Annotated in this window: 16 protein-coding genes; 10 read left to right on the forward strand and 6 right to left on the reverse strand. The window is 38.9% G+C overall.

All coding sequences use genetic code 11. The features are described from left to right. The first annotated feature begins 204 nt into the window (after positions 1 to 204). The 10 genes from KFZ56_RS03785 to KFZ56_RS03830 all read left to right on the forward strand — a co-directional run bounded on the left by KFZ56_RS03785 (position 205) and on the right by KFZ56_RS03830 (position 10,544). Complete coding sequence (locus KFZ56_RS03785; RefSeq protein ID WP_222640349.1) at positions 205 to 663, forward strand: DUF2188 domain-containing protein; 459 nt, start codon at positions 205 to 207, stop codon at positions 661 to 663. A 98-nt stretch (positions 664 to 761) separates the two neighbouring features. Continuing rightward, positions 762 to 1,640, forward strand: a complete 879-nt coding sequence (locus tag KFZ56_RS03790; protein WP_222640350.1) for an MBL fold metallo-hydrolase — start codon at positions 762 to 764, stop codon at positions 1,638 to 1,640. Positions 1,641 to 1,773: 133 nt separating this feature from the next. Continuing rightward, positions 1,774 to 2,496, forward strand: coding sequence for a DsbA family oxidoreductase (locus KFZ56_RS03795; protein ID WP_222640351.1), 723 nt, complete (start codon positions 1,774 to 1,776; stop codon positions 2,494 to 2,496). Between the two features lie 354 nt (positions 2,497 to 2,850). Continuing rightward, entirely contained in the window at positions 2,851 to 3,804 is a 954-nt protein-coding gene (locus KFZ56_RS03800; RefSeq protein ID WP_222640352.1) for an ABC transporter permease, read from the forward strand. Beyond that, positions 3,794 to 4,744 (forward strand): iron chelate uptake ABC transporter family permease subunit, encoded by a 951-nt coding sequence (locus tag KFZ56_RS03805; protein WP_222640353.1) that lies wholly within the window; start codon positions 3,794 to 3,796, stop codon positions 4,742 to 4,744. The genes KFZ56_RS03800 and KFZ56_RS03805 overlap by 11 nt, the downstream gene beginning before the upstream one ends. After that, positions 4,738 to 5,493 carry an iron ABC transporter ATP-binding protein gene (locus KFZ56_RS03810; RefSeq protein WP_222640354.1) on the forward strand — a complete coding sequence of 252 codons (756 nt, stop codon included), beginning with the start codon at positions 4,738 to 4,740 and terminating at the stop codon, positions 5,491 to 5,493. The genes KFZ56_RS03805 and KFZ56_RS03810 overlap by 7 nt, the downstream gene beginning before the upstream one ends. A gap of 262 nt (positions 5,494 to 5,755) precedes the next feature. Continuing rightward, positions 5,756 to 6,727: a siderophore ABC transporter substrate-binding protein gene (locus KFZ56_RS03815; protein WP_222640355.1), complete on the forward strand. Its 972-nt coding sequence runs from the start codon at positions 5,756 to 5,758 to the stop codon at positions 6,725 to 6,727. A gap of 313 nt (positions 6,728 to 7,040) precedes the next feature. After that, on the forward strand, positions 7,041 to 7,766 hold the full coding sequence (locus tag KFZ56_RS03820) for a SurA N-terminal domain-containing protein (protein ID WP_222640357.1): 726 nt from the start codon (positions 7,041 to 7,043) through the stop codon (positions 7,764 to 7,766). 360 nt (positions 7,767 to 8,126) lie between these two features. Next, positions 8,127 to 9,695, forward strand: a complete 1,569-nt coding sequence (locus KFZ56_RS03825; RefSeq protein ID WP_222640359.1) for a PTS sugar transporter subunit IIC — start codon at positions 8,127 to 8,129, stop codon at positions 9,693 to 9,695. Between the two features lie 12 nt (positions 9,696 to 9,707). Beyond that, positions 9,708 to 10,544: a beta/alpha barrel domain-containing protein gene (locus KFZ56_RS03830; protein WP_222640361.1), complete on the forward strand. Its 837-nt coding sequence runs from the start codon at positions 9,708 to 9,710 to the stop codon at positions 10,542 to 10,544. A 55-nt stretch (positions 10,545 to 10,599) separates the two neighbouring features. On the opposite strand, the gene KFZ56_RS03835 is transcribed toward KFZ56_RS03830, so the two are convergent. From KFZ56_RS03835 to hisH, 6 genes are all read right to left on the reverse strand, one after another. Further along, the gene (locus KFZ56_RS03835; RefSeq protein ID WP_222640362.1) at positions 10,600 to 11,340 is read right to left on the reverse strand and encodes a GntR family transcriptional regulator; all 741 of its coding nucleotides are present in this window, start codon (positions 11,338 to 11,340) and stop codon (positions 10,600 to 10,602) included. A gap of 82 nt (positions 11,341 to 11,422) precedes the next feature. Beyond that, positions 11,423 to 12,484, reverse strand: a complete 1,062-nt coding sequence (hisC, locus tag KFZ56_RS03840; protein ID WP_222640363.1) for a histidinol-phosphate transaminase — start codon at positions 12,482 to 12,484, stop codon at positions 11,423 to 11,425. Continuing rightward, entirely contained in the window at positions 12,477 to 13,118 is a 642-nt protein-coding gene (gene hisIE, locus KFZ56_RS03845; RefSeq protein WP_222640364.1) for a bifunctional phosphoribosyl-AMP cyclohydrolase/phosphoribosyl-ATP diphosphatase HisIE, read from the reverse strand. Before hisIE ends, hisC begins: the two co-directional genes overlap by 8 nt. After that, positions 13,118 to 13,882 carry an imidazole glycerol phosphate synthase subunit HisF gene (hisF, locus tag KFZ56_RS03850; RefSeq protein WP_222640365.1) on the reverse strand — a complete coding sequence of 255 codons (765 nt, stop codon included), beginning with the start codon at positions 13,880 to 13,882 and terminating at the stop codon, positions 13,118 to 13,120. Before hisF ends, hisIE begins: the two co-directional genes overlap by 1 nt. Further along, entirely contained in the window at positions 13,872 to 14,594 is a 723-nt protein-coding gene (gene hisA, locus KFZ56_RS03855; RefSeq protein ID WP_222640366.1) for a 1-(5-phosphoribosyl)-5-[(5-phosphoribosylamino)methylideneamino]imidazole-4-carboxamide isomerase, read from the reverse strand. The genes hisF and hisA overlap by 11 nt, the downstream gene beginning before the upstream one ends. Continuing rightward, positions 14,591 to 15,196: an imidazole glycerol phosphate synthase subunit HisH gene (gene hisH / locus KFZ56_RS03860; protein ID WP_222640367.1), complete on the reverse strand. Its 606-nt coding sequence runs from the start codon at positions 15,194 to 15,196 to the stop codon at positions 14,591 to 14,593. The genes hisA and hisH overlap by 4 nt, the downstream gene beginning before the upstream one ends. Positions 15,197 to 15,289: the final 93 nt, after the last annotated feature.

Genomic DNA, 15,289 nt, shown 5'->3' on the forward strand with positions numbered 1-15,289 from the left:
GGCTATGCTGTCTCCCGATATGGATGCTTTCTCTCCCGAATTGAAGAAACTCTCCATGTTTGCCTCAAATATAAATGGGAATGTACATAGTAGAAAGCTTGGTGTTCCCCGTTTTTATGGTGGATGCCTTAGTTGCACTTATGCAGTAAGAAATATAGATATACTTACTTAACTGCCAAACAAAAATTTGAGGGAGGGCCCACAATGCCTTGGACATTAAATGATTATCCATCATCCATGAAAAATTTAGATGAAGCGACAAAAAAGAAAGCAATTGATATTGCGAATTCCATGATCGATGAAGGTTATGAAGAAGGAAGAGCCATTCCAATCGCTACGGAACAAGCAAAGGAATGGTATCAAAATGCAAGTGAGGATGAAATTGAAACATATAAAAAACGTGGCAAGCCAACGCAACGTGCTGAAGAAGGGAAGAGATATGAAAATAATCCGGAACGTTTAGAAGAGGCTGAAGAGGTTGTGGCCCATGAAAACGGTTGGGCTGTACAATCGAGCAATGCAGATCGGGCCAGCGATATTTTTGAAAACAAGGATGAAGCGATCAACCGCGGCAGGGAGATTGCAAAAAATAAAGGAACCTCCTTAATCATTTACAAACAGGATGGATCAATCCAGGAAAGATATTCCTATAAGGATAATTGATCTGTGAAATAGCTGGTTTTTATGCAAAATATCTCCATGGTATAGCGTATATATTCTGCTTCTGTTCAAATCCTAAGAAAAAAGGAGGATTGATTTTCATGGATAAAGAAATGCATGAAAGCAGTGATAATAAATTCATACCGATGTCATCTATAGAAAGTAGAACAGGACAAGCGGTAAGAGAAGATGTTTATTACTACACGGATCAGATCGCAAATATATGTTTTATCGGAGCCCCAACGGATGAGAAGTGGGTTTTAATAGATGCGGGTCTGCCGACTGCTGCATCTGAAATAAAAGCAGTAGTAAAAGAACGCTACGGGGAGCATCGTAAGCCAGCAGCAATTATTCTAACCCATGGGCATTTTGACCACGTGGGAGGTTTAGTTGACTTAGTGCAAGAATGGGATGTTCCCGTATACGCGCATGAACTTGAACTGCCGTTTCTAACCGGAAAAGAACGTTACCCTGAACCGGATTCTACGGTAGAAGGCGGTTTATTAGCTAAAATATCGCCGATGTATCCGAATGAACCGATTAATCTGGGAGATAATATTAAGCCATTACCGGCAGATAATAGTGTACCTGAACTTTCTAATTGGAAGTGGGTGCATACACCAGGTCATTCAGCAGGTCATGTGTCCTTTTTTCGGGAGAAAGATGCCTTGCTATTATCAGGAGATGCGTTTATCACCGTAAGACAGGATTCCGTTTACAATGTATTAATGCAAAATAAGGAAATCAATGGTCCTCCCAGATACTTAACTACGGATTGGCAGGCTGCCTGGGATTCCGTGAAAAAATTAGCTGATTTAAAACCGAATATAGTAGTTCCTGGTCATGGAAGATTCATGGAAGGACAAGAGCTAACAGAAGGATTAAACAAGCTTGTTACCGAATTTGACCGGCTTGCCATTCCGGACTATGGCAAGTATGTCGATGATGGAGTGGACGAAGGCAATAATAGAATAACGTAACAGCACGAAATCAGTGTCACTTCGGCTGATTTCTACCAATCCAATTTTCGCATCTCCACCCCGTTTTTCAGGCATATTATTTAATCAATTTTTGACGCTGTGCTACAATATCCTCAGAAATGAGGTGGATGATATGAAAATAGAAGTATGGTCAGATTTCGTATGCCCGTTTTGTTATATTGGTAAGCGAAGATTAGAAAAAGCCATAGAGGATTTCCCGCAAAAAGATGATGTAACGATAGAATATAAAAGCTATGAATTGGATCCGAACGCTGAAGTAAATCCTGGATTGAATATGCATGAATACCTTGCTACTAAAAAAGGAATGTCTGTGGAACAGGCAAAAAACATGAATGAAAGTCTCGGCGAGCAAGCAGCGGAAGTAGGATTGACCTATAACTTTGATACGATGCAACATACCAATACATTTGATGCACATCGTGTGGCACAATATGCAACTGGGCAAGGTAAGGGCAAAGAAATGACTGAACGACTTCTACATGCCTATTTCACAGAATCAAAACTCATTAGTGACCATGAGACACTTACAGCACTTGCGGAAGAAGTTGGGTTAAATGGAGATGAGGTAACAGCATTACTTGAGGTAAATAATTATGCAAATCATGTCCGAGGAGACGAGGAACAAGCTCGTGAAATAGGAGTTCAAGGCGTTCCGTTTTTTGTATTCAATGAAAAATACGCCGTCTCAGGGGCTCAACCTGCAGAAGTTTTCACAGAAGTGCTCGAACAGGTTTGGGAAGAAGAAAGAGAGAAACCTGTTTTGCAATCATTAACCCCTAAAAAGTCTAAAACAATGTATTGTACAGATGAAGGCTGTGAAATAAAAGAAAATTAAATCCGTTGTATCGTTAAGAATCACGAAGTAAGAGAGTCCCTTTCTTACTTCGTGATTTTTTACTGCATAAGTGCGGGCTTTGGCTATCAACCGAAGAACTTGATGACAACCACGTTTTCTAAGCAAAAATTCGTTTGGTTTCCCATTGACGAAGGGTTTTAATGTGTTATAATTATATCATAGGATCTAATTGATAATGAATATCATTCTTAATTAGATTGATTAAAAGGTAATAATTATTATTAATAACCACGTTATATATAGTCAAAAACAAATGGGGAGTAATAGAAAAACACGTTTTAAGGCCTTTTACAAACGTGGTTAAGAGGAAGTTTTTCTAGAGAAGGTCGGTCTATGAAATTAAGATACTTATTTATCGCACTTATTATTCTCTCAGTTACATCTGTGTTTCTTGGTGTTTCTGAAATGACACCACTAGATCTGTTCAGTTTAACAGAAGGTCAGGCACAAATATTATTGGTTAGCAGAATCCCCAGGTTATTAAGTATTTTAATTGCAGGGATGAGTATGAGTATTTGTGGCTTAATCATGCAGCAGTTAAGCAGAAATAAATTTGTTTCTCCAACAACTGCAGGAACATTGGATTCCGCAAGGCTTGGAATTCTTGTTTCCATGTTGATTTTTACATCAGCTAGCCAATTTCAGCAAATGCTTGTGGCTTTTGGGTTTGCACTTTTAGGTACCTTCATATTCATGAACATCTTAGAGAGAGTTAAATTTAAAGATGCGATATTCATCCCACTAATCGGATTAATGTTTGGTAATATAATTAGTTCTGTGTCAACCTTTATTGCCTATCAGAATGATCTTATACAAAACATGTCATCATGGATGCAAGGCGATTTCTCGATGATCATGAGTGGAAATTATGAATTGATGTTTGTCAGTATCCCCATTCTCATTTTAGCGTATTTTTATGCAAATAAATTTACAATCGCAGGAATGGGAGAGGATTTTTCCAAAAACTTAGGTCTCAATTATCGACAGGTTGTAAATCTTGGCTTGATTATCACGGCACTAGTAACGGCCTCCGTGGTACTATCGGTTGGGGTGATACCATTTCTTGGTTTAATCATTCCAAATATCGTTACGATTTACCAGGGTGATCACCTGAAGAAAAGCTTAATACATACTGCATTGCTAGGGGCCGTATTTGTTTTAATGTGTGATGTCATCGGTAGAATTATCATCTATCCATATGAGATTCCAATCAGCTTAACCGTAGGGGTTATAGGTAGCGGTATATTTCTCTACCTATTGTTAAGGAGAAAGAAATATGGATTATAAGAAAAAGTTAACTGCCCTTGTCGTCATTACAGTATTACTAGCATTGTTATTTATTTTTTATGACCTGAGTGGAAATATTGGCTACATTTTACCAAGAAGAGTTATTAAAGTAACGGCCATCGTTCTGACAGGTGGTGCAATCGCTTTTGCAACAACGATCTTTATGACAATAACGCATAATCGGATTTTAACCCCAAGTATACTGGGGCTTGACTCCCTGTATATGCTGCTGCAGACAATTATTATCTTCATATTTGGTGCAAATTCTATTGTCATGATGAGCAGCCATATTAATTACTTGATCTCGATTGGAATTATGGTGGTATTTTCATTATTGCTTTACCGTTTTCTCTTTAAAGGGGAGAAGAACAACATTTACTTCCTTTTATTAATTGGTATGATTTTAGGAACATTCTTTAGCAGCTTCACGGATTTCATGCAAGTATTGATCGATCCAAACGAATTTACAATGGCTCAGGATCGTATGTTTGCAAGTGTGAACAATGTGAATACAGATCTTATCTATCTCTCTATTGTACTTGTGTTGTTCGTCGGATTGTACTTTATGCGTTTTTATAAGTACTTGGATGTATTGGCATTAGGGAAGGATCAAGCGGTTAATCTTGGTGTTCCGTATAATTATGTCGTGAAGCGATTACTGATTATTGTGGCTGTATTAATTTCTATAGCAACAGCACTCATTGGTCCGATCATGTTCCTTGGACTACTGGTCGTAAATTTGGCATATGAATTTTTAAAAACGTTCCGTCACTTTTATATTATCATTGGCTCTATGTTAATCAGTATCATTGCACTACTTGGCGGACAATTTGTTGTAGAGAACATATTCACATTTCAAACGACAATTAGTGTTATTATCAATTTTGTCGGTGGCGTGTACTTCATATATCTTTTGTTAAAGGAGAATAAATCATGGTAGATATTAAAAACGTTGTCAAAACGTATAACCAGAAAAGGGTTGTAGAAGATGTTTCCGTTAAAATAGAAAAGGGGACTATTACTTCGTTTATCGGCCCTAATGGTGCAGGAAAGAGTACGTTAATCTCGATGATTAGTCGGCTTATTGCGAAAGATGATGGGGAAATTACGATTGATGGAGAAGACATTTTAGAATCCAAGAATAATGAGCTCGCAAAGAAAATTTCCATATTAAAACAGTCGAATGCCATCAATTTGAAACTGACGGTTCGCGAGCTTGTGTCCTTTGGACGTTTTCCTTATTCTCAGGGTAAATTGAAAAAAGAAGATTGGGAAAAGGTAGATCAGGCTATTGATTATATGGAGCTTGGCGATATGCAGGAAAAATTCCTTGATGAACTTAGTGGTGGGCAACAGCAACGTGCGCATATTGCTATGATTATCGCACAGGATACAGAATATATTTTGCTTGATGAGCCATTAAATAATTTGGATATGCGCCACTCTGTGTCGATAATGAAAACATTGCGCAAGCTTGTAGATGAACTCGGTAAAACGATTGTCATTGTCATTCATGATATCAATTTTGCTTCCTGTTATTCGGACAATATTGTTGCACTCAAAAACGGGAAAATAGTCAAGCATGGACCCACTTGTGATGTTATTGATAAATGTGTATTGAAGGATATCTATGATATGGATATTGATATAAAAGAAATCGATAATCGCCGCATTTGTGTATATTTTTAACCAATGGAAAAAATTGATCGAAACGTAAAGGAGGTGATAAGTTGTATCGGTACTGCTTAAAAGAGGGGGGATAATATAAATACATGCACCGTCTTTCCATAAAAAAATCCCTTATATGGAAGTGCTCCTAAGATCACTTCCGATATAAAGGAAACCTACATTTTTAATTTTACCTTACTTTTTTAAGGAGGTAAATCTATTTGCTTGAATAGACATAAAAAATTTAAATATAACGTTATTTCATTGTAGAGGAGCAGATAAGATGAAACGATTTTCCTTATTGTTGATCATGAGTCTTTTCCTAATGGTACTTGCCGCTTGTGGTTCATCTGAAGAAAGCAGTGAAGGGGAAGGAGAAAACGCCGAAGGGGAAGAAACCAGTGAAGAAACAAATGAAACTGTTACAGTAAACCATGAGCTTGGCGAAACGGAAGTACCTAAAAACCCGGAGAATGTTGTCGTTTTTGATTTTGGGATTTTAGATACATTGGATACATTAGGTGTTGACGTAGCTGGTGTTGCCCAAGGAAACATTCCTTCGTATTTAGAAAAATATGAAAGTGATACTTACGAAAATATAGGAAGCTTGAAGGAACCAGATTTTGATAAAGTTGCAGAAATCGACCCGGATGTGATTATTATTTCCGGACGACAGGCATCTGTAGCGGATCAATTGGAAGAAATCGCTCCGACCATCCATCTTGGCGTAGATACCACACGTTACATGGATTCATTTGAAGAAAACATGGAAACCGTTGGAGAGATATTTGGAAAAGAAGCGGAGATAGAAGAAGAATTAACTCGTATTGAAGATTCGATTGCTTCTGTAAATGATAAGGCAGCAGAAAATGAGGAAAACGGTCTGATTATTTTAGCAAATGATGATAAAATCAGTGCATATGGGCCAAGCTCTCGATTTGGATTAATTCATGATGTGCTTGGTGTTCCGGCAGTTGATGAGGGTATTGAAGCTTCAACACATGGCATGAATGTATCGCCTGAATATGTCATGGAAGAAGACCCAGATCTCCTATACGTTGTCGATAGAACCGCTGCTATTACTGACGATAATTCAGCAGCAGAACAAATCGTGGAAAATGACTTAATTAAAAACACGAAAGCGTATGAAAATGATAATATCTTTTATCTGGACCCGGATTACTGGTACCTATCCGGAGGTGGACTTGCTTCTGTATCTGAAATGATTAATGAAATTGATGCAAGTTTGGAGTAAACGAAGAAAAAAGACAATCCATCGTTATGGGTTGTCTTTTTTTTAGTGCTGTTTTCGAACATATTGTTACTTTTGAGACAAACGTAATGATTTTTTAGAAAAAGGCCTTCTCCTTTATGTTCCCCCTCATTGCCAATTGATTGTGGCAGAAATAAGGGTGTTATGTTAAATGTGTTATTCAAATGTAAACAACCCTTCGGAATCCTTTTTAGCCGCGCTTTTTAGTGAATTTATACCAATAACCCACCCTTGAAAGATGCAGAGGCTTTGTGTTTGAATAAAGGGACATTGACTTGAAATGAGGGAATAATAAATGAAAAACCTTGTCATATTAGTGTTGACGTTAAGTATAACGATCGTATTAGCTGCCTGTGGAGAAGATGATCCCTCCTCACAGGAAAGGGAAGGATCAAATGGTGAAAACACAGAAGAGCAAGCGCAGCCATCAGCACAAGAACCGATAGAATTTACGGATGAGGAAAAAGCAGAGGAAGATGAATCAGTAGCAGATGTAAATGGCACTGAAATAAAAGGAAATGAATATAACGCCCTATATCCACAAGTAAAAATGTCTCTGCAGCAGGATGAGCAAGCCTCCGATGAACAGGATCAGGTTAAAGAACTTACGGTTAATATGCTCGTAGAACAAGAATTAATCAAGCAAGCAGCTGAGGAACAAGGCATAGAAGTCACCAATGATGAAATTCAATCTGAATATGAAGCAATGGAAGAAGAGGCTGGGGAACAATTGACGTCAGTCTTGGATCAGTTTCACTTAACAGAAGAAGATCTTAAAGACCAATTAACCAAGGATATACGCACAACCAAATATATAGAATCTGAATTTGATATTGAAGTAACGGATGAAGAAATAAAGGAATACTATGATCAGCTAGCAGAACAAAGTGACGAAGTCGGGGAATTAGAAGAAGTAGAAGAACAGATTAGAGAGCAGCTGACAGTGACGAAATCACAGGAACAATTGCAAACGAAATTAGAAGAATTAAAAGAACAAGCAGAAGTTGAAACCCTGGTTTAAACGTCGTAGTGAGATTAAACAATACAATATAGTAGTAAAAACGCTCAGAGGTAGGTGACTACCCCGAAAGTTAGATTTTTCACTTCAACTTTCGGGGGGTGGTACCGTATTCTGAGCGTTTTTAGATGAGGATTTACCTGGAGTTGATTCTAGAAAAGTATGCGGAGGGAAAAAAAGGGAGAGATTCGCATTTTACATATTTCTCGCTGATTGCTCTAGTTTTTCAGTCTATTTATCAGATGATTTCTACTTAACAATTTTCGACATATTTCGCAGCTTTTATTGACAAAAAATATGATAGCGAATACAATATATGTACGTACAATATATGTATGTATTTTTAAAAAGGTGGTGATTATATTGGATGAGAAGCGTATTGCTATCTTGGGAAGTAGTGGTGGGAATCTTTATAATTTGGGTGGAAAGGATCCAGATTCTTTATTAGGGGAAATTGTTCAGCAAGCAAATAAAGCGGATATTCAAGTTGCCCGTATACAATTTATTGCTGCTTCCGCTTCCATGGACAAAGTTTCCAACAGTACAGATGCATCATTGTATGAATGGGATGAAACAGCAGGAGTTGCAATCAGAGAAAAAAGCGCCAGTTTAGAAGAAATCAATCAGTTTGCCGAAGAAAAAGATAAGAAAATCGCAGAAGATATAAAAAATGGGCTGATTGACGGGGTTGTGTTAGTGAGCGCGGACCCTGAAGGTTCGAACCAAAATTCGTTAGAAGCAGCAGCACAGCAAAATCTTCCAATTGTTGGTACAGGTGGTACTTCAATGGCAAATACAAATGCCATGGGGGGTAATGTAATTTCTTCATCTGGAACTACAGGAACAACAAATCGTACAAGAGCCATATCATTTATTAGTAATCTGGCAAAATATTGGGGGATCAAGTATAGTCCTTCCATAGGATCAACGGATAGTGGTGGATCTGACAGTCCATTTAAGCGGATACAGTTCCGTGGTATCATGATGGCTGCAATGCCTGCTTTTATATCATTAGCCATTATTTTGGCTATAAGTAAGATACCAGGTTTAGAGGGTTTGAGTGACGTATTTGACCTTTTAATTTCTGCCCTTCCGGTAGTACTATCCGCTATTGCTGCTAAACAAATTTCCGGACTTGATGAAGTCGGTATAGTAGCTGGAGTTGTCGCGGGTGTATTATCTGTAGAAGGCGGTATTATCGGTGGTTTAGTTGCTGGTATTTTAGCTGGAATTCTAGCACATTACATTTTTCAACGAGCAATTTCCTGGAATTTTCCAATGACCACAGTGAATATCGTGACAGGTGGATTTGCAGGTTTAATTTCCGGTTTATTTGTTTATGAATTGATTTCTCCAATTGCACTGTATTTAGGAGAACAAATTCGATTATTAATTGAAGCAACAATTGGAGTAAGCCCTATTCTCGCTGGTGCTGTAGCAGGTCTACTTATATGGCCGGCTATATTAGGCGGTGTCTACCACGCGGCGATATTGCCAATCATTTTGCTAGAAATGGAAAATGCCGGTATGAGCTTTTTAGGTGCTGTTGATATTGTTGGTTTGACCATGGTTGCAGCTGGAATAAACTTGGCAAATATTATTTTTCCGCGGAAAAAAGGTGAATCAGCTGTTGCTCTACCTGGGTTTTTAGTAAATATGGGATTTGGAACGTATGTAGAATCTGCATATCCTTTTATGTTTTCCAATAAGTTGATTTTTGGAGGCGCTATCCTATCTGGCGGTTTGGGAGGATTGTTTATCGGATTATTTAATGCGAGAGGAACGGCTTATGTGCCATCATTTGCTGCCCCATTCCTTTCCAATAACATTTTAGGTATGACTATTGCAATGTTGATCACAATAATATCAGCATTTACGATAACATTAATAGCAAATAAAATTGGTAAAAACAGCGATTTAAAAAATAACTAGAGGAGTTTTGGTATGTTTAAAGGAGATATGGAAAGAAAAAGAAAAGTTGCTATACAGAAAGTATGGAATGCCATTGAGGAACATGGCGGAAAAACGATTCTCAGCACTGGTATAACTGGGGACGATGCGAGAGTGGCAAAAGCAGTTATTGAATCCGGTGTAAAAATGCTTGAACCCAATCATCCGGCAGTAGCACTTGCCAAAGGGTATAAAGGTGTTGATAATATGCATGATGCGGAACATATCCGGCATGAAGTGGAATTATCGGAAATGGCCAAGGTTGTTAGTGGAGTCAGGGGTGTAATCGGTGAAGAGCCTTTTATTACAGTAGGGATTCCCGGAGGATTTACCGAAGAAAAGCCCGTTCCCATTTCACAAGAAGACTTTTATAATATGTCACTTGCCGGAACAGATGGCCTGCACACGCATAAGTGCGATATAGATGATTTAGAAGAAATTGTAAAGGCTGCTCATCATTACGGGTTGTTGGTTGATGCTTATATTGCCCATCCAGAAGATAAGCATCCATTTGGACTACCGGCATCAACTGCGGAAGAAGTTGCTGCTACAGCAAAAAAGATGGAAAACATTGGTGTAGATATGATTGGATTAATGACGGGAATGAGTTATGGAGGTGTAGCAGCTGGAGAAATACCTGAAGTAATTCGTGAAAGACTGGAAGCACTGGTTTCATCGGTATCCGTTCCAACGCTTGCAGAAGGTGGAATAAATACAGAAAACTATCAGGCCTTTCAGAATACAGGTGTTCATATTCTTGTAGTAGGAACCTCTATTGATCAAATGGTGCAGAAGTCAGCACAGGATGCAGTAAAACAATTTTTATCATAAAGTAATCAACAAAGGAGCTACCTTCAATAGCTCCTTTGTTGATTGAAATTATATATCATCTTCTTCTTGGCATGTTTACCGTGAATATGTAGCGGTCCTTGGGATATCTTGCAAACGTAATAAAAAGAGGACGTGAATTTCTCGTATAATTAATACTTTCCATATGTAAAATAGATTTATTAGAGGTTACCTCTAATAATGTGGCTTCCTTTTCGGTTATTTCATCTGGTTCAATAGAAATACTTCCATTAAGAACAGGATGATTATAATCATTTTCAATAATGTGGTACATGGACTTATTAGACAGGTCATATTTTTCTAAGCCCACACATAGCTTTTCATCGATATATACTGTTTCCAATGACATCGGAACATCATCGCCAAATCTTAGACGTACGATTTTTATAATTCTATCATTTGCTGTTAACCCTAGCTTTAACTGAAGATAAGAGTCAGGAACTAGATTTGTAGTAAATTCAAGTAATTTAGAAGAAGGACGCTTCCCTTTCGCCATCATTTGTTCCGTGAAGCTGGTTAAAACAGTTAATTCATACCGTGAGCGTTTACTATGAATAAATGTACCCTTTCCTTGTTGCTGGTAACATATACCTTCGTCAATCAATAGTTGAAGTGCTTGGCGCAACGTGGAACGACTGACTCCTAAGTCCCTGCTTAACGTGGGTTCGGGAGGGAGTTGCCTCCCCATTTCAAAGTGACCACTATCAATATTAGCTTTTATCCAATCGTATACTTGTTTATATAAAGGTGTACCTTTTTTTGCTTTGAACGGATTCATAAATAATTCTCCCAGAATACTGTATAGTAATTCTATTTTAGCATTATAGAATAGGTTACTCAAATTTCATCTGTCTAATTTACTACGAGTTCATTATTGTATCCAATTTACGAAAGAAAACTTCCATATCTTCATCCGTTCCAATTGTAATACGCAGATAGTTATCGATACCCGGTTTTTTAAAATGCCGTACAAGCACATCATTCTGTTTAAGCTTCGTATAGACCTCTTCGGCTGTTCGATGATAATGACTTGCAAAAATGAAGTTTGCTTGGGAGGGGAGAACATAAAATCCACGTTTTTTCATTTCTGTTACCACCCATTCCCTCGTATGGATTACTTTTTCGATGGTAGCTGTAAAATAGTCAGTATCTTTTACAGCAGCTTCTGCACCGGCAATAGCGAGTCGATCCAGCGTATAGGAATTGAATGAATCCTTTATCCGAGTTAATGCTTCGATAAGATCGGGATTTCCCATTGCAAATCCAATCCGGAGACCTGCGAGTGATCGTGATTTTGACATGGTTTGTACGATAAGTGCATTATCGTATTGATGAATGAGCGATGCTGCAGATTTTGATGCAAAATCAATATAGGCCTCATCAATAACCACTACCTGATTCGGGTTATTTTCTAAGATCTCCGTAACACCTTTCAAATCCAAATAGATACTCGTAGGCGCATTTGGATTTGGAAAAATGACGCCACCTTCCGATTGAAAAAAAGCTTCTACAGGTAATGTGAAATCCCTGTTTAAGGGGACTTCTTCATAGGAAATCTGGAATAGTTTGGCATAAACCGGATAAAAGCTATATGAAATAGCTGGAAAGCGAATGGCTTTTCCTGGTTCAAAAAAAGCCATAAAGGAAAATGCCAATACCTCATCAGATCCGTTTCCAACAAAAATGTTATCCTGTGATAGATTATAGTACGTAGCAATGTCCCGTTTTAGCTGATCGGCAGTGGGTGATGGGTATAGATTTAATTTCTGGTCAAGCTCATGTTTAATCGCATCAATCACGTTTGGTGATGGTGGATATGGATTTTCGTTTGTGTTCAACTTGATGATGTCTTGCTTGTCCATCTGTTCACCAGGTACGTAAGGTTCCGTTCGTTTTGCAAGTGTGCTCCAAAAGTTACTCATTTGCATGCCCTTCTTTTTGAATATGTCTGCTATGAAGTTCTTTTTTGAGATCCTCGATGCGCACATCTAGTAATTCCATTAACACAAGGTTGTGGTAAATGAGATCTGAAATCTCCCATGTCACTTCCTTTTTGCTTGTATTTTTGGCACCGATGATAACTTCACTTGCTTCTTCGCCTATTTTTTTCAGAACCTTATCGATACCTTCATGGAAAAGATAGGTAGTATAGGATCCCTCAACAGGTTGCTGGCGACGCGCTTTTATTTTGCGGGCGATGGTGTGTATGACGTCCGTCGTGACTGCTTCTTGTTCATGCAGTACCTGATGAAAGCATGTATCCGCTCCGGTATGGCACGCAGGCCCCAGTGGTTTTACTTGGATTAATAGTGCATCAGTGTCACAATCAAATGTTATTTTTTTAACCTGTTGTTTGTTTCCGGAAGTTTCACCTTTATTCCAAAGCTCCTGACGTTTTCTGCTGAAAAACCATGTTTCATTGGTTTGGATGGTTTTCAGGATAGAGGCTTCATTCATATAGGCCAGGGTTAGTACATTTCCGGTTTCTGCGTCCTGTACGATTGCTGGTATAAGCCCATGTTCATCAAATGTAAGTTGTTTCATATTTACTTCCATTACGTATCCCTCCTTACGATGATATCTTTTGCTTCCAGGTATTTTTTCAATGCTGGTAGTTGGATTTCGCTGTAGTGAAAAACAGATGCTGCTAGTGCAGCGTCTGCACCGCCTTCCTTTAATACATTGTAGAAATGTGCTTTTGTCCCCGCGCCGCCACTGGCTACAATAGGGATATTAACCGAATCTGCAATTGCTCTTGTTAAGGCCAGATGATAACCATTTTTTTCGCCGTCTACATCCATGGCGTTTACAACGATTTCACCTGCGCCAAGTTGCTCCCCTCGTTGTGCCCACTCGATCACATCCATACATGTATTATTACGGCCCCCTTTGGTATATACTTGCCAAGCATCCGCAGTTGCTTCTTTTGCGTCAATGGATAACACAATACATTGTGATCCGAATTTCAAGGCCGCTTCTCGAATAAGTGCTGGATTGCTAACAGCAGCACTATTGATGGACACTTTATCTGCGCCTGCGCGCAGGACGTTATGAATATCGTCCAACGTGCGAATGCCACCCCCTACTGTAAAAGGGATCGCAATTTCTGCTGCAACTTTTTCAACAACATCCAGGAAAATATCTCTATCCTCATTAGATGCAGTGATATCATAGAAAACCAGCTCGTCGGCGCCAGCTTGATTGTATTGTTTAGCCAAGTCGACAGGATCCGCAACATCCTGGATATTTTGAAATTTTTTTCCTTTGACAACCCGGCCATTGTCGACGTCCAGGCAGGGGATAATTCGTTTAGCGAGCATTTCGATCACCACCCATGATTGTTTCAAAATCTAATGTCCCATCATATAAAGCTTTTCCGATAATGGCTCCATGTAGATGTAAATGTTCTAACTGCTCGATGTCGCTCTGGGAAGTAATTCCGCCTGAGGCAATAACATTCATCGAGGATGCCTCATTCATCGTCTGTAATTCACTGAAATTCGGACCTTCCAACATCCCGTCTTTTGCAATATCGGTATAAATAATCGTCTGGACTCCAGTAGCTTCTAACTCTTTAACGAGATCAATAGCTTTTATGGTGCTTGTTTTTGTCCAACCATCTGTAGCAACATAGCCATGACGTGCATCAATGGATACGGCTATTTTATCCCCATATGTTTGTACAGCCTTTTTTAAAAATTCCTTGTCATGAATAGCTGCGGTTCCGATGATGACCCGATCGGCCCCAGCAGTGATATATTCTTCAATGATTTCTAAGGAACGAATGCCACCTCCGATTTGAACTGGGATGGAAGTTTGATCTGTGATCGCTTTGATTAACGCTTTATTGCTGGTTTCTCCCGTTTTTGCTGCGTCAAGGTCAACGATATGCAAATACGCAGCAAGTTGTGCCTCCCAGCTTGCTGCAATTTCTGCTGGATCTTCGCTATAGATTTTTTCTTTTTTGTAATCACCCTGAACTAGGCGGACGCATTTTCCATCTTTAATGTCAATTGCTGGAAAAAGAATCATGACATCATCTCCCCGAAGTTTTGTAAAAGCTGCATTCCTGTTGTTCCACTTTTTTCCGGATGGAATTGTATGCCGGTAATATTGTCCTTTTGTACGATGGCAGGAACTTTTCCACCGTAATCCGTGCTTGCCAGTAATGTTTCTTCTCGAAAGCTTGAGACGGCATAGGAATGGACGAAATACACATACGCGTTGTCAGTAATGGAAGTAAACCAAGGACTTTCTTTTTCCTGTGTTATATTGTTCCATCCCATATGTGGAACCTTGACGGAGCTGCTAATACGGCTAACTTCACCCTGAAGCAAGCCAAGCCCATCCCATGAGCCGTCTTCATAGCTAGTCTCGTAAAATAGCTGCATACCTAAACAAATCCCGAGCACCGGCTTGCCAGCAGCCACTTCCTGTTTTAACACTTCTATTAATCCTAACTTATGAAGTGTTTCCATGGCATCGTTAAATGCCCCGACTCCAGGAAGAATGATGGCCTTGCTGTTTTGGATCCTTTTAGGATCTGTGGTTAAACAAGAATCCATATTTTCCTTTGTTAAAGCAAATTGTAGACTCTTAACATTGCCTGCACCATAGTCTATAATTGCAATCATAAATTACACCCCTTACTGCTAATAGTTCCACAAGGGACAAGGGGACAGGCCCATTGTCCCTGCTACATCAGAAGGAAAGTGGGACAAAGGACC

The sequence above is a fragment of the Virgibacillus sp. NKC19-3 genome (assembly GCF_019837165.1).
In the GTDB taxonomy this organism is placed as follows: domain Bacteria; phylum Bacillota; class Bacilli; order Bacillales; family Amphibacillaceae; genus Virgibacillus_L; species Virgibacillus_L saliphilus.

Excerpts from the sequence above, each read along its gene's own strand:
- KFZ56_RS03785 (WP_222640349.1), top strand. The coding sequence starts at position 205 with ATGCCTTGGACATTAAATGATTATCCATCATCCATGAAAAATTTAGAT.
- KFZ56_RS03790 (WP_222640350.1), top strand. The coding sequence starts at position 762 with ATGGATAAAGAAATGCATGAAAGCAGTGATAATAAATTCATACCGATG.
- KFZ56_RS03795 (WP_222640351.1), top strand. The coding sequence starts at position 1,774 with ATGAAAATAGAAGTATGGTCAGATTTCGTATGCCCGTTTTGTTATATT.
- KFZ56_RS03800 (WP_222640352.1), top strand. The coding sequence starts at position 2,851 with ATGAAATTAAGATACTTATTTATCGCACTTATTATTCTCTCAGTTACA.
- KFZ56_RS03805 (WP_222640353.1), top strand. The coding sequence starts at position 3,794 with ATGGATTATAAGAAAAAGTTAACTGCCCTTGTCGTCATTACAGTATTA.
- KFZ56_RS03810 (WP_222640354.1), top strand. The coding sequence starts at position 4,738 with ATGGTAGATATTAAAAACGTTGTCAAAACGTATAACCAGAAAAGGGTT.
- KFZ56_RS03815 (WP_222640355.1), top strand. The coding sequence starts at position 5,756 with ATGAAACGATTTTCCTTATTGTTGATCATGAGTCTTTTCCTAATGGTA.
- KFZ56_RS03820 (WP_222640357.1), top strand. The coding sequence starts at position 7,041 with ATGAAAAACCTTGTCATATTAGTGTTGACGTTAAGTATAACGATCGTA.
- KFZ56_RS03830 (WP_222640361.1), top strand. The coding sequence starts at position 9,708 with ATGTTTAAAGGAGATATGGAAAGAAAAAGAAAAGTTGCTATACAGAAA.
- KFZ56_RS03835 (WP_222640362.1), bottom strand. The coding sequence starts at position 11,340 with ATGAATCCGTTCAAAGCAAAAAAAGGTACACCTTTATATAAACAAGTA.
- hisC (WP_222640363.1), bottom strand. The coding sequence starts at position 12,484 with ATGAGTAACTTTTGGAGCACACTTGCAAAACGAACGGAACCTTACGTA.
- hisIE (WP_222640364.1), bottom strand. The coding sequence starts at position 13,118 with ATGGAAGTAAATATGAAACAACTTACATTTGATGAACATGGGCTTATA.
- hisF (WP_222640365.1), bottom strand. The coding sequence starts at position 13,882 with ATGCTCGCTAAACGAATTATCCCCTGCCTGGACGTCGACAATGGCCGG.
- hisA (WP_222640366.1), bottom strand. The coding sequence starts at position 14,594 with ATGATTCTTTTTCCAGCAATTGACATTAAAGATGGAAAATGCGTCCGC.
- hisH (WP_222640367.1), bottom strand. The coding sequence starts at position 15,196 with ATGATTGCAATTATAGACTATGGTGCAGGCAATGTTAAGAGTCTACAA.